20 protein-coding genes are annotated in these 20,439 nt (G+C 58.9%); 7 read left to right on the plus strand and 13 right to left on the minus strand.

Annotated elements, in window-relative coordinates:
- Window positions 1-163: 163 nt before the first annotated feature.
- From cysM to AB1748_RS15010, 8 genes are all read right to left on the minus strand, one after another.
- Window positions 164-1,048, minus strand: a complete 885-nt coding sequence (gene cysM, locus AB1748_RS14975; RefSeq protein WP_111139359.1) for a cysteine synthase CysM — start codon at window positions 1,046-1,048, stop codon at window positions 164-166.
- Between the two features lie 81 nt (window positions 1,049-1,129).
- Window positions 1,130-2,218 (minus strand): sulfate/thiosulfate ABC transporter ATP-binding protein CysA, encoded by a 1,089-nt coding sequence (gene cysA, locus AB1748_RS14980; protein ID WP_111139358.1) that lies wholly within the window; start codon window positions 2,216-2,218, stop codon window positions 1,130-1,132.
- On the minus strand, window positions 2,208-3,083 hold the full coding sequence (cysW, locus tag AB1748_RS14985) for a sulfate/thiosulfate ABC transporter permease CysW (RefSeq protein WP_111139357.1): 876 nt from the start codon (window positions 3,081-3,083) through the stop codon (window positions 2,208-2,210). Before cysW ends, cysA begins: the two co-directional genes overlap by 11 nt.
- Window positions 3,083-3,916 (minus strand): sulfate/thiosulfate ABC transporter permease CysT, encoded by an 834-nt coding sequence (gene cysT / locus AB1748_RS14990; RefSeq protein ID WP_111139356.1) that lies wholly within the window; start codon window positions 3,914-3,916, stop codon window positions 3,083-3,085. Before cysT ends, cysW begins: the two co-directional genes overlap by 1 nt.
- Window positions 3,916-4,932 carry a sulfate ABC transporter substrate-binding protein gene (locus tag AB1748_RS14995; RefSeq protein ID WP_367395684.1) on the minus strand — a complete coding sequence of 339 codons (1,017 nt, stop codon included), beginning with the start codon at window positions 4,930-4,932 and terminating at the stop codon, window positions 3,916-3,918. Before AB1748_RS14995 ends, cysT begins: the two co-directional genes overlap by 1 nt.
- 246 nt (window positions 4,933-5,178) lie before the next feature.
- Window positions 5,179-5,796 (minus strand): RpoE-regulated lipoprotein, encoded by a 618-nt coding sequence (locus AB1748_RS15000; protein ID WP_111139354.1) that lies wholly within the window; start codon window positions 5,794-5,796, stop codon window positions 5,179-5,181.
- Window positions 5,797-5,861: 65 nt separating this feature from the next.
- Entirely contained in the window at window positions 5,862-6,329 is a 468-nt protein-coding gene (locus AB1748_RS15005; RefSeq protein ID WP_111139353.1) for a DUF2919 domain-containing protein, read from the minus strand.
- Window positions 6,319-6,744: a GNAT family acetyltransferase gene (locus AB1748_RS15010; RefSeq protein WP_111139352.1), complete on the minus strand. Its 426-nt coding sequence runs from the start codon at window positions 6,742-6,744 to the stop codon at window positions 6,319-6,321. The genes AB1748_RS15005 and AB1748_RS15010 overlap by 11 nt, the downstream gene beginning before the upstream one ends.
- Before the next feature lie 208 nt (window positions 6,745-6,952).
- Here AB1748_RS15010 and amiA point away from each other — a divergent pair, with 208 nt between their 5' ends.
- The 5 genes from amiA to ampH all read left to right on the plus strand — a co-directional run bounded on the left by amiA (window position 6,953) and on the right by ampH (window position 13,590).
- Complete coding sequence (gene amiA, locus AB1748_RS15015; RefSeq protein ID WP_111139351.1) at window positions 6,953-7,801, plus strand: N-acetylmuramoyl-L-alanine amidase AmiA; 849 nt, start codon at window positions 6,953-6,955, stop codon at window positions 7,799-7,801.
- A 100-nt stretch (window positions 7,802-7,901) separates the two neighbouring features.
- Window positions 7,902-8,816, plus strand: a complete 915-nt coding sequence (gene hemF / locus AB1748_RS15020) for an oxygen-dependent coproporphyrinogen oxidase (protein ID WP_111139350.1) — start codon at window positions 7,902-7,904, stop codon at window positions 8,814-8,816.
- Between the two features lie 346 nt (window positions 8,817-9,162).
- On the plus strand, window positions 9,163-10,113 hold the full coding sequence (tal, locus tag AB1748_RS15025) for a transaldolase (protein WP_111139349.1): 951 nt from the start codon (window positions 9,163-9,165) through the stop codon (window positions 10,111-10,113).
- A gap of 57 nt (window positions 10,114-10,170) precedes the next feature.
- Window positions 10,171-12,171, plus strand: a complete 2,001-nt coding sequence (gene tkt / locus AB1748_RS15030) for a transketolase (RefSeq protein WP_111139348.1) — start codon at window positions 10,171-10,173, stop codon at window positions 12,169-12,171.
- A gap of 255 nt (window positions 12,172-12,426) precedes the next feature.
- Window positions 12,427-13,590, plus strand: a complete 1,164-nt coding sequence (ampH, locus tag AB1748_RS15035; protein ID WP_199559987.1) for a D-alanyl-D-alanine-carboxypeptidase/endopeptidase AmpH — start codon at window positions 12,427-12,429, stop codon at window positions 13,588-13,590.
- On the opposite strand, the gene AB1748_RS15040 is transcribed toward ampH, so the two are convergent.
- From AB1748_RS15040 to AB1748_RS15060, 5 genes are all read right to left on the minus strand, one after another.
- On the minus strand, window positions 13,587-14,591 hold the full coding sequence (locus AB1748_RS15040) for a DUF1176 domain-containing protein (RefSeq protein ID WP_367395685.1): 1,005 nt from the start codon (window positions 14,589-14,591) through the stop codon (window positions 13,587-13,589). The two genes, ampH and AB1748_RS15040, sit on opposite strands and share 4 nt — an antisense overlap.
- Window positions 14,554-14,730, minus strand: coding sequence for a hypothetical protein (locus AB1748_RS15045; RefSeq protein ID WP_233498973.1), 177 nt, complete (start codon window positions 14,728-14,730; stop codon window positions 14,554-14,556). Before AB1748_RS15045 ends, AB1748_RS15040 begins: the two co-directional genes overlap by 38 nt.
- 99 nt (window positions 14,731-14,829) lie before the next feature.
- Window positions 14,830-15,408 (minus strand): GDP-mannose pyrophosphatase NudK, encoded by a 579-nt coding sequence (gene nudK, locus AB1748_RS15050; RefSeq protein ID WP_111139345.1) that lies wholly within the window; start codon window positions 15,406-15,408, stop codon window positions 14,830-14,832.
- A 143-nt stretch (window positions 15,409-15,551) separates the two neighbouring features.
- Window positions 15,552-17,048 carry an L-asparagine permease gene (gene ansP, locus AB1748_RS15055; RefSeq protein ID WP_111139344.1) on the minus strand — a complete coding sequence of 499 codons (1,497 nt, stop codon included), beginning with the start codon at window positions 17,046-17,048 and terminating at the stop codon, window positions 15,552-15,554.
- Between the two features lie 278 nt (window positions 17,049-17,326).
- Window positions 17,327-17,599: a YdgH/BhsA/McbA-like domain containing protein gene (locus tag AB1748_RS15060; protein WP_111139343.1), complete on the minus strand. Its 273-nt coding sequence runs from the start codon at window positions 17,597-17,599 to the stop codon at window positions 17,327-17,329.
- A 262-nt stretch (window positions 17,600-17,861) separates the two neighbouring features.
- On the opposite strand from AB1748_RS15060, the gene narQ reads away from it, so the two are divergent.
- Entirely contained in the window at window positions 17,862-19,550 is a 1,689-nt protein-coding gene (gene narQ / locus AB1748_RS15065) for a nitrate/nitrite two-component system sensor histidine kinase NarQ (RefSeq protein ID WP_367395686.1), read from the plus strand.
- 116 nt (window positions 19,551-19,666) lie between these two features.
- Window positions 19,667-20,296: a response regulator gene (locus tag AB1748_RS15070; protein ID WP_111139341.1), complete on the plus strand. Its 630-nt coding sequence runs from the start codon at window positions 19,667-19,669 to the stop codon at window positions 20,294-20,296.
- Window positions 20,297-20,439 lie beyond the last annotated feature (143 nt).

Genomic DNA, 20,439 nt, shown 5'->3' on the forward strand with positions numbered 1-20,439 from the left:
CTCTCAGCAGAACTGGCGCTATTTTGTCCTGTAGCCGGCGTTCACGCAGCCTGTTTTACGCGATCCTTACAGATTCATTATCCCCGCAGCAGGCGATTCTGGCCAAAAAAAAGACCTGTGGGCGATGCACGCGCGCACAGATCTGATGCCGTCTCAGTGAAGATTACTGATGATAAAGCCCGGTAGAGAGATAACGATCGCCGCGATCGCAGGCGATCGCCACCACCACGCTGCCCGGATTGGCCTGCGCAATACGCAGCGCCCCCGCGACCGCACCGCCTGAACTGACGCCGCAGAAAATCCCCTCGCGTCGTGCCAGCTCCCGCATCGTCTCTTCCGCTTCTTTCTGCGTCATATCCATCACATCATCCACCAGATCGGGCCGGTAGATCCCCGGCAGATAGGCCAGCGGCCAGCGCCGGATGCCGGGAATGCTGCTGCCTTCACTGGGCTGCAGACCGATCACCTGCACACCGCTGTTCTGCTCTTTGAGATAGCGTCCGACGCCGGTGATGGTGCCGGTGGTCCCCATGCTGGAGACAAAATGGGTCATGCGCTGGTTCGACTGCTGCCACAACTCCGGGCCGGTAGTCTGATAGTGGCCCAGCGGGTTGTCGGGATTGTTAAACTGATCCAGCACCCGGCCTTCACCGCGTGCGGCCATCGCCTGCGCCAGATCGCGGGCGCCTTCCATGCCCTGCTCCCGTGGCACCAGAATCAGCTCTGCGCCGTAGGCCCGCATCGCATCCTGCCGTTCCTGACTCATGTTGTCCGGCATCAGCAGACGCAGACGGTAGCCTTTCATGGCCGCGATCATCGCCAGCGCGATGCCGGTGTTGCCACTGGTGGCTTCGATCAGCTGGTCGCCGGGTGAAATCTCCCCGCGCAGTTCCGCCTGATGGATCATCGACCAGGCCGCGCGATCTTTCACCGAACCGGCCGGATTATTGCCCTCCAGCTTGAGCCAGACCTCACTGCCGTTGGCGGGCGTCAGGCGCTGCAATTTGATCAGCGGCGTATTGCCGATGGTGTTCTCAAGAGTCGTCACGGTGTGGTTCCTGGCCTGTTACAAACGAGAGGCGAAAAAAAGGCGGGAGTGAGACTCCCGCCCGCTGTTGAGGTGAAAATATCAGGCGCTCTGCGCAAAGGCAACTGCGCGCAGCGGCTTATCGCCCTTGTAGAGGCGCGCCTGCTGTAATCCCACAAACAGACGCTCACCGCGAATCGGGGCCGTCTGCTCGCCTTCAAACACCAGCGAGAACGGCTCGCTCTGCCAGCCCGCAGGCTGAACCACCAGCTGCCAGAAGTGGCCGCGCGGGCTGACTTCCAGCACCTGAACCGGCAGTGGCGTTTCCAGGCTGCTGCGGCGCGACACGTCGATCTCCCACGGACGCAGGAACAGCTCCACCGCGCCCTGATGGGCAGAGGTGTAGCCCAGCGGCCAGTGGTGCGCGCCGACGTGGAACTGCGATCCCTGGATCTCGCCATCAAAGCGATTCACTTCGCCCAGGAACTCCAGCACAAAACGGGTCGCCGGTTCACGCCACACATCGTCTGGCGTACCGACCTGCTCAATGTTGCCCTGACTCATCACCACCACGCGATCGGCGACTTCCATCGCCTCTTCCTGGTCGTGGGTCACGAACACGCTGGTAAATTTCAGTTCTTCGTGCAGCTCGCGCAGCCAGCGGCGCAGCTCTTTTCGCACCTGTGCATCCAGCGCACCGAAAGGTTCATCCAGCAGCAGGATCTGCGGCTCCACCGCTAACGCACGCGCCAGCGCCACTCGCTGTTTCTGACCGCCCGAAAGCTGCGCCGGAAAACGGTTCGCCAGATGGCCCAGTTGCACCATCTCCAGCAGACGGGTGACACGCTGCCGGATCTCCGCCGTGGAAGGGCGCTCACGGCGTGGCAGAACGGTCAGACCAAATGCGATGTTGTCGAAGACGGTCATATGACGGAACAGCGCATAGTGCTGGAACACAAAGCCGACCTGGCGATCGCGCGCATGCAGGCGGCTGACATCGTTACCATGGAAGCGGATCTGGCCGCTGTTCTGATGCTCCAGCCCGGCAATAATGCGCAGCAGCGTGGTTTTACCCGAGCCTGATGGACCAAGCAGCGCCACCATTTCACCCGAGGCAATATCCAGAGAGATATCGTTCAGCACCGAGGTGCGACCAAAGGATTTGTTGATCTTGTTAATCTCAATGCTCATGATTTCCCTCCTGTTGCAGACGTTTGTGCTGCTGCTCTAAGCGCCACTGCAGAATGCTTTTCAGAAACAGCGTCACAATTGCCATCAGGGTCAGCAGCGCGGCCGCGGTAAAGGCGCCCACCGTGTTGTAGTCCTGATGCAATAATTCAACCTGAAGCGGTAACGTATAGGTCTCACCGCGAATCGATCCCGAGACCACCGAGACCGCACCAAACTCACCAATCGCACGGGCATTAGTCAGCACGATGCCGTACAGCAGCGCCCAGCGAATGTTCGGCAGCGTCACACGACGGAACATCTGCCAGCCGGAAGCGCCCAACAGCACCGCCGCTTCATCTTCATGACTGCCCTGGCTCAGCATCACCGGCACCAGCTCGCGAACGACGAACGGACAGGTCACAAACACCGTCGCCAGTACCATGCCCGGCCAGGCAAACATAATCTGAATATTGTGGGCATCCAGCCAGCCGCCCGCCGGGCCGTTGACGCCCCAGAACAGCAGATACATCAGACCAGCCACCACCGGCGACACGGCAAAAGGAATATCGAACAGGGTCAGCAGCAGCTGGCGTCCCGGGAAGGTAAAGCGCGTCACCAGCCAGGCCAGCAGCGTGCCGAACACCAGGTTAACCGGTACGGTGATCAGCGCCACCATTACCGTCAGCCAGATCGCGTGCAGCATGTCCGGGTCGGAGAGATTGCTCAGGGCCGCAATCAGCCCGTGATTCAGCGCTTCCCAGAAGATGGAGATCATCGGCACCACCAGCAGCAGAATCGAGACCAGCGCCCCGATGCCAATCAGCAGCCATTTGCTCCAGTTCACCGGCTGACGCGCCGCGTGATTGAGTTGCGAAACCTCAGCCATTAGTGACCTCCCAGACGACGGCCAAAGCGGCTCTGTAATGTGTTAATAGCGAACAACAGAATCAGCGAGGCCAGCAGGATAACCGACGCGATGGCGCTGGCCGCCGGATAGTCAAACTCCTGCAGACGGACAAAAATCATCAGCGAGGTCACTTCCGTTTTCCAGGCAATGTTGCCCGCAATAAAGATGACCGCACCGAACTCCCCCAGGCTGCGGGTAAACGAGAGCGCCGTGCCCGCCAGCAGCGCCGGCGCCACTTCCGGCAGCACGACGCGGCGGAAACTCTGCCACGGCGTCGCGCCCAGGGTTTCGGCCGCCTCTTCATACTCCGGGCCTAACTCTTCCAGCACCGGCTGTACGGTACGCACCACAAACGGGATGCTGGTAAAGGCCATTGCAATGGCGATACCGATCCAGGTGTAGGAGATTTTGATGTCGAAATGGGCGAACCACTGTCCGTACCAGCCGCTGACGGAGAAGAGGCCGGCCAGCGTCAGACCCGCGACTGCGGTCGGCAGCGCAAACGGCAGATCCATCAGGCCATCCAGCAGCGCGCGGCCCGGGAAGCGATAACGGGTCAGGATCCACGCCATCAGCATGCCGAACACCGCATTAAACAGAGAGGCGACGCCAGCCGAGAGCAGCGTGACTTTATAGGCCGCTACCAGCTGCGGATTGGTCACCACATCCCAGTACTGCTGCAGCGTCATCTGCGACAGCTGCATGATGACGGCGCTGATCGGCAGCAGCAGAATCAGACAGGTAAAGAGCAGGCTGGTGCCAAGGCTGAGGCCAAAACCAGGCAGAACACGTTTATGGCTGGCTGCAAACATTATCCGCGCCCCGCCGCTAAGAGTTGATCAAGCTCGCCACCGCTGGCGAAATGGGTCTTCATCACGTTATCCCAGCCGCCAAACGCCTCTTCTACCCGGAACAGCGTCGTCTGCGGAAAGCGATCTTTCTGCGCCGACATCAGCTGAGGGTTGTTCACGCGGTAGTAATACCGGGTAATGATATTCTGCGCTTCAGGCGTGTAGAGGTAGTTCAGATAGGCACTGACGGCGTCTTTGGTGTTATTAAGGGCAACGTTCTTGTCCACCCAGGCAACCGGAAACTCCGCCAGAATATCGGTTTTTGGCACGATGACTTCATATTCATCTTTGCCGTACTGGTTGCGGATGTTGTTCACTTCCGACTCAAAGCTAATCAGCACGTCACCCAGTCCGCGCTCGGCAAAGGTTGTGGTCGCGCCGCGGCCGCCGGTGTCGAACACTTCCACGTTCTTAAGGAACTGCGTCATAAAGGCCCGGGTCTTAGCCTTGTCGCCACCGTCCGCCTTATCTGCTGCGCCCCAGGCGGCCAGATAGGTATAGCGGCCATTGCCGGAGGTTTTCGGATTGGGGAAAATCAGCTTCACATCGCTGCGGGTTAAATCGGACCAGTCGTGAATCTGTTTAGGATTTCCTTTGCGCACCAGAAACGCCATGGTGGAGTAGAAAGGCGAGCTGTTGTTCGGCAGACGGCTTTTCCAGTCTGCGGCGATCAGGTTGCCTTTATCGTGCAGCACCTGCACGTCCGTGACCTGATTATAGGTCACTACATCCGCACGCAGTCCCTGCAGAATCGCCAGCGCCTGCTTCGATGAACCGGCATGTGACATCTTAATGGTCAGCGGATCGGCCGGATGCGCGGCATCCCACTGTTTAACGAAGGGGGCATTCAGGGCAACAAACAGCTCCCGCGACACATCGTAAGAGCTGTTAAGGAGTTCAGTGGCGTTGACTGCGCCAGCCAGGCTCAGCGACAACGCGATACCGCTCACGATTTTATTCATCGCTTGTAATGTCATTTGGCACCCTGAAAAAGTTTGATGCGGATCTCGCCCGCTGATGCATCAGTTTATTTATAACTCCGTGAAAACGAGTAACGGTTTTATATATCGTTTGATGATTTCAAAGTCGAAAAAAGCATAAGACGGCGGCAGAGTTTATGCTGAATTCAGCAAAAGCCGATGGGGATGATAAGCGGTGTGCGGAGCGGGATGGGGCGTGCGTCAGCGGCCGCCTCGCGGGCGGCACGCTGACAGGGCGGGCACTTAACGCTGCCAGATAATCTTGCTGATTTTCCAGCTTTTCAGCGTATCGTCAGAAGGCATCAGTCCCTCTGGGCCATGCCAGTCGCCGTGATAAAGATAGGTCAGATGCTGACTGCCCGGCGCACGACAGGCCACGTCACGCGCATCGGCGCCGCTGGCCAGGGTGCAGTTGTTGAAGGCTTTCGTGAACCTGTCGCTGAAGGCGTCACCCACTTTGCTGCCGTCGTGGCTGACAATCGCACTGTCCATCACCTCAATGCGCTCGACCTGCGACTGCCCTTCTATCACCAGCCTGACCCTGCCATCACGGAGCGCCTGCCAGAAAGAGACCACCTGGCCATTCTGGCTGCGCATCCCCTGACGCAGCGTATAGTCACCGTTCAGCCCGGCGTTAATCGCCTCCTCTTTCATGGCGGTCGAGGCCGTGAGGCCGCCCACACCCTGTTCAGTCGCGGTTAACGTGCCACCAAACCAGTTCCACGGCAGCGCCGAGGACCAGTGATAACTGAGCGGATTCCACCAGCTTACCTGTTGGCTGCTGTCTGTGCCGGAACCCGAACTGGCACAGCCGCTCAACACCACAGCGGCGAGCAGTAACGTGGAACGAACAGCTTTCATGAAAACTCCTGTTAATATGAGGCCGGAAAGGCGGAACTGATTGGAGTCGCAAAGCGCCAAAAAGTTTAATTAAGATGATGTTCGGGCAGAAAGCAGTCGCGGCAGCGCTGGCTGAAATGCAGCCAGAGCAGCGCCAGCAGGTCGAACAGCGTCAGCATCAGGGGCAGCGGTGAACTCAGCAGGTCGCCCTGAATAAACTGCATGGTCTGCCAGATCAGGTTCACCAGCAGCGACAGCGAGAGCACGCTGCGCCAGTGCTGCCAGAATCGCGGCAGGCGCAGACGATAGCCGGTCAGCAGCAGCCCGACCAGCGCCGGCAGGCCCAGCGCCAGGCCAATCCAGAACGCCTGACGATCCGGATAAAAGAGCGCCAGCAGATCGTTGCCCTGCTGACGCGAGGCACCGGCCATCACCAGCAGCAGCCATGTCCGCGCCTGAAGCAACAGGATCAGCCAGAAAAGAAACGGCAGCCGCAGCTGCCCTCTCGCATCATATTCGTCCGGCAGATAGCGCGGCGACGGTTTAGTACTCACGATCTTCGATCAGGCGTTTGCCAAACAGCAGCGCGTCCACCGGTTCGTAATCGAGCTTCTCGTAGAACGCCACAACCTGATCGTTCTCTTCGCGGATCATCAGGTGCAGTTTCGGACAGCCACGCGCAATCAGCTTCTTCTCCAGACGGTTCATCAGGGCATTGGCAAAGCCGCGTCCCTGATAGTCAGGATGCACGGCCAGATAATAGGCCGCACCGCGATGACCATCGTACCCCCCCATCAGCGTGCCCACGACCACCCCGCCCACTTCCGCAACCAGAAAGAGATCGGGGTCGTGCTGCATTTTGCGTTCGATATCCAGCTCCGGATCGTTCCATGGCCGTAACAAATCGCAACGTTCCCACAAGGTGATCACTTCTTCAAAATCTTCCTGGCGGAAGGCGCGGATTTCCATCTTCTTTACCTGTAAATAAGCACAATTTGCTGATTATCACGCATTCTCTGCTGCACGCAACCCTGGTCTGAGTGGCGGCAAATAAAAAAGCGCAAATTTTCTGTTTGCGGCCTGCAATACAAAGTAATGCCCTGAAATGGTTCTGTGATCGCAGGCAGCGGAGCCTTAGGCTATAACACCGGCAGGATTTTTGTTACCGGACCCGCACATGCATCTGCTTAAACGTTTGATTCACCGTCGTCAGTTACTGCTTTCCGGGCTGGCGCTGGCCATTTTATCGCCGCGCGCGGTTCAGGCCAGAGAGCAGTCGGCTCTTACAGAGAACCCGCGTCATCCGCGCCCGGCACCACCGGCTAAAAACGGTAAGCGCATCGTGATGATCGATCCCGGTCACGGCGGCATCGATTCGGGTGCCGTTGGCGAAGAGGGATCGGAAGAGAAGCACATCGTGCTGGAGATTGCCGGTAATGTGAAACGCCAGCTTCAGAGCCATCCACGCATCGAAGTGCGACTGACCCGCGACAGCGACCACTTTATTCCGCTCTATCAGCGGGTGGAGATCGCCCATCAGCACGGCGCGCATCTGTTTATGTCCATCCACGCCGACGGTTTTACCAGCCCTGAGGCCAGTGGCGCCTCTGTGTTTGCGCTCTCCAATCGCGGAGCCAGCAGCTCGATGGCGCGCTACCTCTCTCAGCGCGAGAATGATGCGGACAAAGTGGGCGGCGTGAAAGCGCAGCAGCAGGATCACTATCTGCAGCAGATTCTGTTCGACCTGGTGCAGACCGACACCATCAGGAACAGCCTGACGCTGGGCAAGCATGTGCTGGATCAGATCCGTCCGGTGCATCATCTCCACAGCCAGCATACGGAGCAGGCGGCCTTCGCGGTGCTGAAGTCACCGTCGATTCCGTCGGTGCTGGTCGAAACCTCCTTTATTACCAATCCGCGCGAAGAGCAACTGCTCGGCACCACCGCATTTCGCCAGAAAATCGCCTCTGCGATTGCCAGCGGCATCGTTAACTACTTTGATGAGTTTGACCGGCGCAATGCCTGATGCGACGGGCCGGTTTGCGCCCTGCCGCGCGCCACACTCATGCAAGCGGCGCGGTTTGGCGTATAATCGCGTCAGACTTTGACAAACGATAAGCGAAAAGATGGCTGATATTTCCCGCGTAAAAGCGTTCCTGCTCGCCCTGCAGGATGAGATCTGTAACCAGCTGGCGGCTGAAGATGGCGGTGCGCAGTTTGCCGAGGATAGCTGGCAGCGTCCCGGCGGCGGCGGCGGTCAGAGCCGCGTTCTGCGCAACGGTGCCGTATTTGAGCAGGCAGGCGTAAACTTTTCCCATGTGCACGGCGATCAGATGCCCGCCTCGGCGACGGCACACCGTCCCGAACTGGCGGGTCGCAGCTTTGAAGCGATGGGCGTGTCGCTGGTGATCCACCCGAACAACCCTTACGTGCCCACCAGCCACGCCAACGTGCGCTTTTTTATCGCCGAGAAACCAGGAGCCGATCCGGTGTGGTGGTTTGGCGGCGGCTTTGATCTGACGCCCTTCTACGGCTTCGAAGAAGATGCGCTGCACTGGCATCAGACGGCCGCCGATCTCTGCCAGCCGTTTGGCGAGGATGTCTATCCGCGCTATAAAAAGTGGTGCGACGACTACTTCTATCTGAAACACCGGGATGAGCAGCGCGGCATCGGCGGTCTGTTCTTCGACGATCTCAATACGCCCGACTTTGAGCAGAGCTTCAGCTTTATGCAGGCGGTGGGCCGTGGTTTCATCGACGCCTACCGGCCGATTGTGGCGCGCCGCAAAGATCACCCGTTTGGCGAGCGCGAGCGCCAGTTCCAGCTCTATCGCCGTGGCCGCTATGTCGAGTTCAATCTGGTCTGGGACCGCGGCACGCTGTTTGGTCTGCAGACCGGTGGCCGTACGGAGTCGATCCTGATGTCGATGCCGCCGCTGGTGCGCTGGGAATATGATTATCAGCCCGAGCCGGGCTCGCCGGAAGCCGCCCTCTATCGCGATTTCCTGCCGGTGAAAAACTGGCTCAACCTGCCCCGCTGATTGCGCCTGCCGCCGCAGCGCGGGCCTGACCCCGCGCTGCGCTTACCGCTCTCCCCTTCTGCATCTCCCGAATCACAGGGCACGGATTGCTACAGTGTTGCCTGCGTCATTTGTCCTGACTGCTATGCTTAAGGATGGAATATGGCGCACCCCACGGTTTACACCGCATGACGGCTTCTTCGCACCGCCTCGCAGCGCAACAATCAGAGAAACCGCATTTTCATCAGAAACGCGCTGTTGCAATGTTATGGGTTCACGTTACCGGTAGCAGAATTCGCCACAGACCGGCTGCGAGGCCTGAGGTGCTCCCTGTTCGCTGTCACTTTTCTTTTCAAGGAGTTTAGAGATGAACCAGCTAGAAGCCCTAAAACAGTTCACCACCGTGGTGGCTGACAGTGGTGATATCGAATCGATTCGTCATTATCACCCGGAAGATGCCACCACCAACCCGTCACTCATTCTGAAAGCGTCCGGTCTCGAAGGGTATAAGCACCTGATGGATGATGCGATTGAGTACGCGAAAAAGCAGGGTGGCAGCAAAGAGACGCAGATCATCAACGCCAGCGACAAAGTGGCGATTAATCTCGGTATGGAGATCCTCAAAAGCATACCGGGCCGTGTTTCGACCGAAGTGGATGCGCGCCTCTCCTTCGATCGTGGCATGTGTGTGACCAAAGCAGAAAAACTGATCAGGATGTATGAAGAGCACGGCATCGACCGCTCCCGCGTGCTGATCAAGCTGGCCTCCACCTGGGAAGGCATCCGCGCGGCGGAAGAGCTGGAGAAGAACGGCATCCAGTGTAACCTGACGCTGCTTTTCTCCTTTGCTCAGGCGCGTGCCTGTGCCGAAGCGGGCGTCTATCTGATCTCGCCGTTCGTAGGCCGTATCTACGACTGGTATAACTCGCGTAAACCGATGGAACCCTACGTGGCGGATGAAGATCCGGGCGTTAAATCCGTGCGTCGTATCTACGATTACTACAAAAAGCATCGTTACAGCACCATCATCATGGGTGCCAGCTTCCGTAAAGTGGAGCAGATCATTGCGCTGGCCGGCTGCGACCGCCTGACCCTCTCACCTAACCTGCTGGAAGAGCTGCAGAACAGCGATGCGCCGCTGGAGCGCAAGCTGGAGCCCTCTACCGAAGGCTTCCATCAGCCGTCGCCGCTCTCCGAAGCGGAGTTCCGCTGGGAACATAACCAGGACCCGATGGCCGTGGAAAAACTCTCTGACGGTATTCGTCAGTTCGCCGTTGACCAGCAGAAGCTGGAAGATGTGCTTGCCGCACGCCTGTAGTCTTCATTTTAGTCGGGCGGGACTTTCCCGCCCTGATGCTTAATAAGGGAGAACTTTATGTCCTCACGCAGAGAACTGGCAAACGCGATCCGTGCACTCAGTATGGATGCGGTACAGAAGGCAAACTCCGGCCACCCCGGCGCCCCGATGGGCATGGCCGATATCGCCGAGGTGTTATGGCGCGACTTCCTTCAGCACAACCCGACCAATCCCGCCTGGCTTGACCGCGACCGCTTTATTCTCTCCAACGGCCACGGTTCGATGCTGCTCTACAGCCTGCTGCACCTGAGCGGTTACGACCTGCCGATTGAAGAGCTGAAGAATTTCCGTCAGCTGCACTCTAAAACGCCGGGTCACCCGGAGATCGGCTACACCCCCGGCGTGGAAACCACCACCGGTCCGCTGGGCCAGGGACTGGCGAACGCAGTGGGCTTAGCGATTGCTGAACGCACCCTGGCCGCGCAGTTTAACCGTCCTGACCACGAGATCGTCGACCACCACACCTATGTGTTTATGGGCGATGGCTGTCTGATGGAGGGGATTTCGCACGAGGTCTGCTCACTGGCAGGCACCCTGGGTCTGGGCAAATTAATCGGCTTCTACGACCACAACGGCATTTCGATCGATGGTGAAACCGAAGGCTGGTTCACCGACGACACTCATAAACGCTTCGAGTCCTATAACTGGCACGTCATCGGCGATATTGACGGCCATGATGCCGACGCTATCCGGGCGGCAATCGAGGAAGCGCAGAGCGTGACCGATAAGCCGTCGCTGATTATCTGCCGCACCATTATCGGTTTCGGTTCACCGAACAAGGCCGGTAAAGAGGAGTCGCACGGTGCCGCGCTGGGTGAGGCCGAAGTCGCCCTGACGCGTAAGCAGCTTGGCTGGAACTATCCGGCGTTTGAGATCCCGGCTGAAATCTATCAGCAGTGGGATGCCAGAGCCGCCGGAGCCGAGCGCGAAAAAGCCTGGAATGAGAAATTTGCGGCCTATAAAGCGGCCCATCCTGAACTGGCGAAAGAGTATGAACGCCGCATGAACGGCGAGATGCCTTCCACCTGGGAGACTGAAGCGACCCGCTTCATTCAGGAACTGCAGGCGAATCCGCAGAAAATCGCCAGCCGTAAAGCCTCGCAGAACTCGCTGGAAGCCTACGGCAAATTACTGCCTGAATTTCTGGGCGGTTCCGCTGACCTCGCGCCGAGTAACCTTACCATCTGGTCAGGCTCTAAATCGATTAAAGAGGACCCGGCCGGTAACTATATTCACTACGGCGTCCGTGAATTCGGGATGACGGCGATTGGTAACGGCATCGCGCATCATGGCGGTTTCGTTCCGTACACCGCGACCTTCCTGATGTTCGTGGAATATGCGCGTAACGCTGCGCGTATGGCGGCGCTGATGAAGGCCCGTCAGATTCTGGTCTACACCCATGACTCCATCGGTCTGGGCGAAGATGGCCCGACGCACCAGCCGGTTGAGCAGATCGCCAGCCTGCGCCTCACGCCGAACATGAGCGTCTGGCGTCCGTGCGATCAGGTGGAAACGGCGGTGGCGTGGAAAGCGGCGATCGAACGCCATCACGGTCCGACGGCGCTGATCCTCTCCCGTCAGAATCTGCTGCAACCGGAACGTACCCCGGCGCAGATCGACAACATCAAACGCGGCGGCTATGTATTGAAGGATTGCGACGGTACGCCGGACGTGATTCTGATCGCCACCGGTTCAGAGGTGGAGATTACCCTGGGCGCGGCGGAGAAGCTCACCTCGGGCGGTCACAAGGTCCGTGTCGTCTCACTGCCGTCGACTGATCTGTTTGATGCACAGGATGCCGCGTACCGCGAATCCGTTCTGCCTTCTGGCGTGAAAGCGCGTGTGGCGGTCGAAGCGGGCATTGCCGACTACTGGTTTAAGTATGTGGGCCTGGAAGGCGCGATCGTCGGTATGACCACCTTCGGTGAATCCGCGCCAGCGAGCGATCTCTTCGCGGAGTTTGGCTTCACGGTAGAGAACATCGTCAGCCACGCTGAAGCACTTCTGAAACCTGCATAATGCACTGGCCCTTTCCGTTGCGGCGGGAAGGGCCATTTCATCTTATTGTCCGCCACCGAAAAAAATCTCCCCGCCCCCCTTCACGCCCTGCGTAAACTGATTACTATAGAACACCTGTTTAATGCTGCCTCTGCACGGCTGTGCGTCTGTTCCTGCGGTTGTTTCCCCGGGCTGACACCCTGCTGACCGGGTCTGTTCCCGCCGGGTTAAGGCAGATTTCCACTGATTCTTATAGCGAAGCCACCTCCGTTGAACATGCGCACTCCCTATTTACTGGCCCTGATAGTTTCACTGCTTCCCCTGAAAAGCATGGCGCAGGTCGCGCCCGATCCGCTGCTGGCTTCACAGATTGTCGATCGCTATGCCGAGCATATCTTCTACGGCAGTGGCGCGACCGGCATGGCGCTGGTGGCGATTGATGGCAATCAGCGGGTCTTTGCCAGCTTCGGTGAAACCCGCCCCGGCAACAACATCCGTCCGCAGAAAGATTCGCTGATTCGCATCGCCTCGCTGAGTAAGCTGATGACCAGCGAGGTGATGGTGAAGCTGGCGGAGCGCGGACAGATTCGGCTCGACGATCCCCTGAGTAAATATGCGCCGCCCGGCACCCGCGTGCCCGCCTGGAACGGCCAGCCGATTCGCCTGATTAACCTTTCGACCCACACCAGCGGACTGCCGCGTGAGCAGCCTGGCGGTAAAGCGCAGCGTCCGGTCTTTGTCTGGCCGACACGCAGCGAACGCTGGAACTGGCTGTCGCACGCGAACCTCAAAGCAGCCCCGGGCAGCAGCGCTGCTTACTCTAACCTGGGCTACGATCTGCTGGGCGATGCGCTGGCACGCGCCAGCGGCACCCCCTATCCGGCGCTGTTTCAGCAGTTAATCACCCGCCCGCTCGGCATGAAAGATACCACCTTTACGCCATCGCCAGAGCAGTGCGGCCGCCTGATGGTGGCGGAAAAAGGGGCAAGCCCCTGCAACAACACCCTGGCGGCGATTGGCAGCGGCGGCGTCTACTCTACCCCGGATGACATGGGCCGCTGGATGCAGCAGTTCCTGAACTCTTCGGTTAACCACCGCACGCCGCAGATCGACCGGTTGCAGACGCTGATCTATCGTCGCGACCAGCTGAACAAAGTGGAAGGCATGGATGTGCCGGGCAAGGCGGATGCGCTGGGTATGGGCTGGGTCTATATGGGGCCGAAAAGCGGTCGCCCTGGCATCATCCAGAAAACCGGCGGCGGCGGCGGATTCATTACCTATATGGCGATGGTGCCGCAGCATAACGTGGGCGTCTTTGTGGTGGTGACCCGCTCACCGCTGACCCGCTTTACGCCGATGAGCGACGGCGTGAATAACCTGCTGGCCGAACTGGTTGGCAACCAGTCCGGCTCCCCGATGATGGTGCAGGCGATCCGCTAACGCTGCTGTACACCGCCATCAGGCTGGCTGACCCACAGGGTTGGCCAGTCGTCACTGCTGTGCCAGGCGTCACAGGTGGACTCTTCCGCATACTCCGCTAACACAAAGCGGGTGCCATCGAACTGCCAGCGTGTGGCGCTGCCGCAATCCCCCAGCCCCCGACCCTTGACAAAGGTGTAAAGCTGACCGCTGGCCGCATCATAATCGGCGTTGATCAGCTCAAGCTGCCGATCACTGGCACCCGGTGGCGTGAACGGCAGCGTCAGCGTGATACCGCGCGCCACAAAAGGCGGGCTGCGCGTCACTTCAAATGCCAGATCGATCACGTTGTAGGCCCCCATCTCACAGCTCACCAGCAGCAGCGCGCGCTGGTCGGTCAGCGGTGCCACGCTGACCTCACGGCGCAGCGGGTCCAGCGAGCAGGCGTCGGTATTCACCCGCCAGGTGCCATAATCGATCAAGCCGCTGGTCTCTTCGCGCGTCAGTGCCGCAGGCGGCATCACGGCCGGCGGCAGAGGCGGCAGCGCAGGCGGCGGTGGAACGTCCCAGCTGGCGCGATTGCCACGCCTGACCCAGGCACTCATGCTGTTAATCCGCCCCTGTGTATCATCCATCAGTAGCAGGGCCGCTTTCATGCCCCGCAGGGAGATGAGTGCATTCGGGTCGTAGGTGAGCTGCAGGGCTTTCGCCTCCATTACCAGATCGAGAAATTCGTCGATGGCGATGGCGTTGCTGGTCGCGAGATGATGAGGTTCGACCGTCCAGTGCTTGAGGTCGGGTTTCAGACGGCGCTGATCGAGCAGCAGGTTATCTTTAAGCGGACCGCCAGGCAACGCCCCGCTGTAGGCGCTGCCGTAGTCGATTCGCAGCAACGGGCGATCGCTGACGCCCGCATGACGCGAAATCGTCATCACCAGCCCTTTGTCGCCCGGAATATTGCGTGCCACGCAAAAGGCCTCGTTGTTACAGGTGATTTGCCAGTCGTTGAATGACTTTTGCAACGGTTCCGCCTGACCAGAGGCAGCCCACAAAGATGGCAACAGCCACAGCGATTTCATCCAGTACGACATTAAGAAAATCGATCTCCGAATAGCCAGAGAGAAGAGGATAGCGCATCAATGCGCCAGGCAGAGTTCGCATTCTGTGAACCGGTGCAAAAAGCGCAGCTAACTGCTTAAAAAGCGTGCATAAAAGCATTAAGTTCTGCTGCTACTCTGCTCAGCACGATTAAAGGCCCGGTCAGGGCGTCAGCCAGCCCGCGATCAGCGCATGCTGTAACAGCATCACCGTTTTGCCGTCGCAGATCCGGCCATCGGCGACCATCGCCAGCGCCTCGGGGAAGCGCAGTTCCAGCACATCAATCGCCTCATCGTCGACGCCGCCGCCTGCGTTTTCGCGCAACGATTCGTGATATTCGGCGGCAAAGAAGTGGATCAGTTCCGTCACGCCGCCCGGCGACATGTAACAGGCATAGAGCTTCTCCACCTCGCCTACCGCATAGCCCGTCTCTTCAATCGCCTCTTTGCGGATGCAATCTTCCGGGGAGTCGTCGTCCAGCAAACCGGCACAGGCTTCGATCAGCATGCCGCCTTCGTTTCCGTTGACGTAGGTGGCGATGCGGAACTGGCGCGTCAGCACCACGCTATTCTTTTCACGGTTATAAAGCAGAATGGTCGCCCCGTTTCCGCGATCGTAAACCTCGCGTTTATGGCGGATCGGCTCACCCCGGCCATCGGTGATCTCATAGGTGTAGTTACGCAGTACAAACCAGTTTTCAGACAGGAGTTTGTCTTTGATAATGTTGATCTTAAAGGACACGATGACTCCGCTACCGCATACAGGGAGCCTGTCATCATAGGGGCTGGCTGGCGGAAAAACTATCCTATTTTCACCCGCCGCGTGGCGGGCGGCGCGCATAAAAAAGGCCAGCCCGGAGGCTGGCCTGATCGCGGCAGGGCCGGTTAGCGTGAGGTGTCGTCAGCCAGCTGTGCAGGCTTCGCATCCTCTTCATGGTGATCGTGTTCTGTCGCGGCAATCGCGTTCACACGCTTACGCACTCCGAACCATCCCAGCACCAGTACCACGGCAATCAGCGGAATGGAGGCGATGGTATAGGTGCCGTTCGGGTAGTCAAACGCCATCAGTACCAGCACGCTGAACAGGAACAGCAGCGTCAGCCATGAGGTAAACGGCGCACCCGGCAGCTTGAAGCTGACATCATCCGCCTTGCCCTCTTTGATCGCTTTGCGCAGACGGAGCTGGCAAATCACGATAAAGGCCCAGGAGGAGATGATGCCCAGCGAGGCGATGTTCAGCACGATCTCAAACACCTGAGAAGGCACGTAGTAGTTCAGCACCACACCGATCACGTAGACGCAGATGGTGACCAGGATACCGGCGTAAGGCACCTGCTGACCGTTCATCTTTGACATAAATTTCGGCGCAGAACCGCCCATCGACATGGAGCGCAGGATACGTCCGGTGGAGTAGAGGCCCGAGTTAAGGCTGGAGAGCGCCGCGCTCAGCACCACAATGTTCATGATACTGCCGATGTAGGGCACGCCGAGCTTCGAGAAGAAGGTCACGAACGGACTCTGACCCGCCTGGTAGGCGTTCCACGGCAGCAGCAGCACCAGCAGAACCACAGAACCCACGTAGAACAGGCCGATACGCCAGATCACGCTGTTAATCGCTTTCGGCAGCATGGTTTTGGGATCTTTACACTCTCCCGCAGCCGTGCCCACCAGCTCGATAGAGGCAAAGGCGAATACCACACCCTGGATCAGCACCAGCGCAGGCAGCAAGCCGTGCGGGAACAGACCGCCATTATCGGTGATCAGATGGAAGCCGGTGCTGTTGCCATCCAGCGGTTTGCCAGTGCCCAGGAAGATGACACCCACCACCAGGAAGACCACAATCGCCAGCACTTTGACCAGCGCGAACCAGAACTCCATCTCGGCGAACCATTTCACACCGATCATGTTCATGGTGCCGACAATCGCCAGCGCACCCAGCGCAAAGACCCACTGCGGCACATCGCCAAACGCGCCCCAGTAGTGCATGTAGAGCGCCACAGCGGTGATGTCGACGATGCCGGTCATCGCCCAGTTGACGAAATACATCCAGCCGGCCACATAGGAGGCCTTTTCACCGAGGAACTCACGGGCATAAGAGACGAAGCTGCCACTGCTCGGACGGTGTAACACCAGTTCGCCCAGCGCACGCAGAATAAAGAAGGAGAAGATGCCACAGACCAGATAGATAATGGCTAACGCAGGGCCGGCAGCCTGTAAACGGCCCCCTGCGCCCAGGAACAAACCGGTACCGATGGCACCGCCGATCGCAATCATCTGTACGTGACGGTTACCCATCGCCTTCTGGTAACCGGCGTCATGAGAGTTGAGCCAGCGTCGTTTCGCAGCGCGCATCTCGCCTGGGGTTTTCTTTATAGATTTCATAGCATTCCTGTTTGTCCGAACCATCAGTCGTTGCTACCCCAGTGCAGGCGTAATGCTCTGTGAAATGGGGTATTTCCTCTATGCGTTGGCCAGTGAGTGAGTGCCAGGCAACGCGGGAATTTACGGCGATGAATCCTACCCGTTCTGCAAGAACGAAGCAAAATATACCGGGCGAATGCACAGGCTGATTTGTAAGAATCCATCCTGATGCACAAAAACAAAAAAACCGGCCAATTCAGGCCGGTAAACGCTACAGGGATGGAAACAGGAGGGTAAGGTTAGCGGTAAATCTCTGCGGTTCCGCTCCAGAGGCTGGAGTCGCCGGGGTTATCGACACCGATCACGCGGTAGTGACTGGCGCCCATCTCCTCCGCTTTTTGCGACAGCTGGCGGCTGGCGTCATCCAGTGAGCCACGTACACCGGATACCGATACGCTGCCGAGGCTCTGCATGTTCTGCGCCTGAGAAGGGTCGACCGGCGCGGCGGCAAAGGTACCAAATGAGGTGGCAGCCAGAAGTGCGCCCGCCAGTGCAACAGTCAGTTTTTTCATTGGGTGCTCCTTAATCTGCATTCAGGGATTGAGGTGGTGAATAATGACTGGAGAAATTATTGGCGCTGCAATGAAAAGCAACATCGGGCCGATGTAAACCTGTTCGTTTTTTAGCCGCCAAACCGCAGCTATTCCTGGGAACTGTCAGTTGCGGTCATTTTGTGTGCGATGTGTAATGCCCTGTGCGATAAACAGGGAATGGATCATTGGCGTGAGGTGACGGCCCTCTTATAATTCCCACACTTCAGACAGGGCTATTCATGTGATTGTTAAACGTTCCGTAACTCAGAGCATCGCTCAGGCGCTCAGCGCCATCGTTCTGCTGTCGCTGCTGACCACCGGCCTGGCACTCGTCACGCTGCTCAGCAGCCAGCGTGATGCAGAGGCGATCAATCTGGCGGGCTCGTTGCGTATGCAGAGCTATCGCATGGCCTGGGATGCCAGCCGTCAGCCGCAGAATCTGCCTGTTCATCTGGCACGCTATCAGCAAACGCTGGATGCCCCGGTGTTGCAGAAACTGGATCGGCCCTGGGTACCTCGTGAAGTAAGCGTTCGCTATCAACGTCTGCGCGCCGCCTGGCCCGCGCTGCAGCAGCAGCTACAGCAGGAAAACATTGCGGCTTATCAGCAGCAGATCCCAATCTATGTCGGCGAAATCGACCGCTTTGTGCTGAGCCTGCAACGCTATACCGAACTGAAGATGCACCTGGTGGCCGCCAGCAGTCTGGTGGGGGTCATTGCGATTGTGGCGCTGGCGCTGATGACGATTCGCTTTACCCGTCAGCAGGTGGTGCGCCCTCTGAATGCGCTGGTCACGGCCAGCCGTTACGTCGAGAGCGGCAATTTCGCTTTTCCGCCGCTAGAGGTGGAGCAGCAGAATGAACTGCGGGTACTCTCGCACGCCTTCAGCGGCATGGCGGCACGTCTGCACTCGCACTACCAGCTGCTGGAAAGCACGGTACGCGCGAAAACGGAAGATCTGACCCAGGCCAATCGCACCCTGTCGCTGCTCTATGAAAGCTCCCAGATGCTGACCGCCAGTCCACTGCATCCGGCGCTGTTTGAAGCGGTATTAACCACGGTGCTGCAGCGCGAGAAGCTGAGGGCCATCCGGCTCGACAGCAAACAGTTTTCGTTCTCCGCCGGTAGTGAACAGGCCGCCGGTGAGTGGCACGCCCTGCCGTTGCAGCAGGCCGATCAGCCGATTGGCGAACTGCGCTGGCAGATCGCCGCTCTCTCTCCGCCGGAGGCGCTGATGCGCAGCCTGGCGGGGATGCTGGGACGGACACTCTGGATCTGGCAGACGCAGCAGCAGTACCAGCAGATGCTGCTGATTGAAGAACGCACCACGATCGCCCGCGAGTTACATGACTCGCTGGCGCAGTCCCTCTCCTTTTTACGCATCCAGCTGACCCTGCTGCGCCGCACCGTGAATAAAGAGGACCACGCCGCACATACCATTATCGCGGATTTCGATCAGGCGCTGGCCGACGCCTATCGCCAGCTGCGTGAGCTGCTGACCACTTTCCGTCTCACCATCGAACAGGCAGATCTGGTTGCGGCGATGGAAGCAATGATCGCCTCGCTGCAGGAGAAGAGCAGCGCAGCGATCGAATTTAACTATCAGCGCGGCCTGCAGACGCTGGAGGCGCAGCAGCAGGTACATCTCCTGCAGATTGCCCGGGAGGCGTTACTGAATGCCATCCGGCACGCCAGCGCCAGAGTCATCCGGGTGGATTATCAGCACAGCGATAAAGGTGAGCACTTACTGACAATTACGGATGATGGCACGGGGATCGGCAGCACGAAGGAACCGCCCGGCCACTACGGACTGACGATTATGGCGGAACGCGCCCAGCGCCTCGGCGGCGAGCTGACCATTCTCGCCCGGGAGCGCGGCACCCAGGTTGCGCTGCGCTTTCCACCGCAGCCCGCACGCGCGCTGGAGTAGCGCGCCGGGCCCGATTAAAACGATCCTTTAGCCTGACAGCAGACGTTACGGGACAGCACAGACAGTGCCCCCCCCCCCTGCGCCGTCATCGTCTGAAACCGAAAACAGGAGAAACTATGCAACAGCCCGCTTTAACCCTGATGATTGTGGATGACCATCCGCTGATGCGCCGCGGTGTGCGTCAGCTGCTGGCGCTGGAGCCCCGTTTGTCGGTGATTGCCGAAGCCAGCAACGGCACCGAGGCGCTGGCAGAGGCACGCCGTCAGGAACCTGACATCATTCTGCTGGATCTGAATATGAAGGGCCTGTCCGGGCTGGATACGCTGAAGGCGCTGCGTCAGGATGGCATTCATTCACGCATTCTGGTGCTGACGGTCTCCGACGCCCGCAGCGATATTTTTGCCATGGTGGACGCCGGTGCCGACGGCTATCTGCTTAAGGACAGCGAGCCGGATATCCTGCTGGAACATATCCTGCAGGCATCGCGTGGTGAGAAGGTGTTCAGCGACGGCGTTGCCAGCTATCTGTCCAGTCGTCAGCACAGCGCCGATCCGCTGCGTCAGCTCACCGAACGTGAGCGGGATGTCCTGCAGGAGGTGGCGCGCGGCCTGTCGAATAAGGAGATTGCCGCCATTCTGCATATCTCGGAAGAGACCGTGAAAGTGCATATCCGCAATCTGCTGCGCAAGCTGGATGTCCGCTCACGGGTGGCGGCCACGGTGATGTGGCTGGAAAGCCGCAAATAGCCAACGAATTTACACTTTCTCCTCAATTTCTCCACGATTTCCCCCGCCGCCGCACGTAGAGTAAATGGCGGAGGAGAATCGTGGCAAAGACCATCCGATTGTCTGCCAGTGCGCCCGTGGCTGGTGGGGCTGACCGAGTATAA

Origin of the sequence: Pantoea sp. Ep11b (assembly GCF_040783975.1) — a bacterium.
In the GTDB taxonomy this organism is placed as follows: domain Bacteria; phylum Pseudomonadota; class Gammaproteobacteria; order Enterobacterales; family Enterobacteriaceae; genus Pantoea.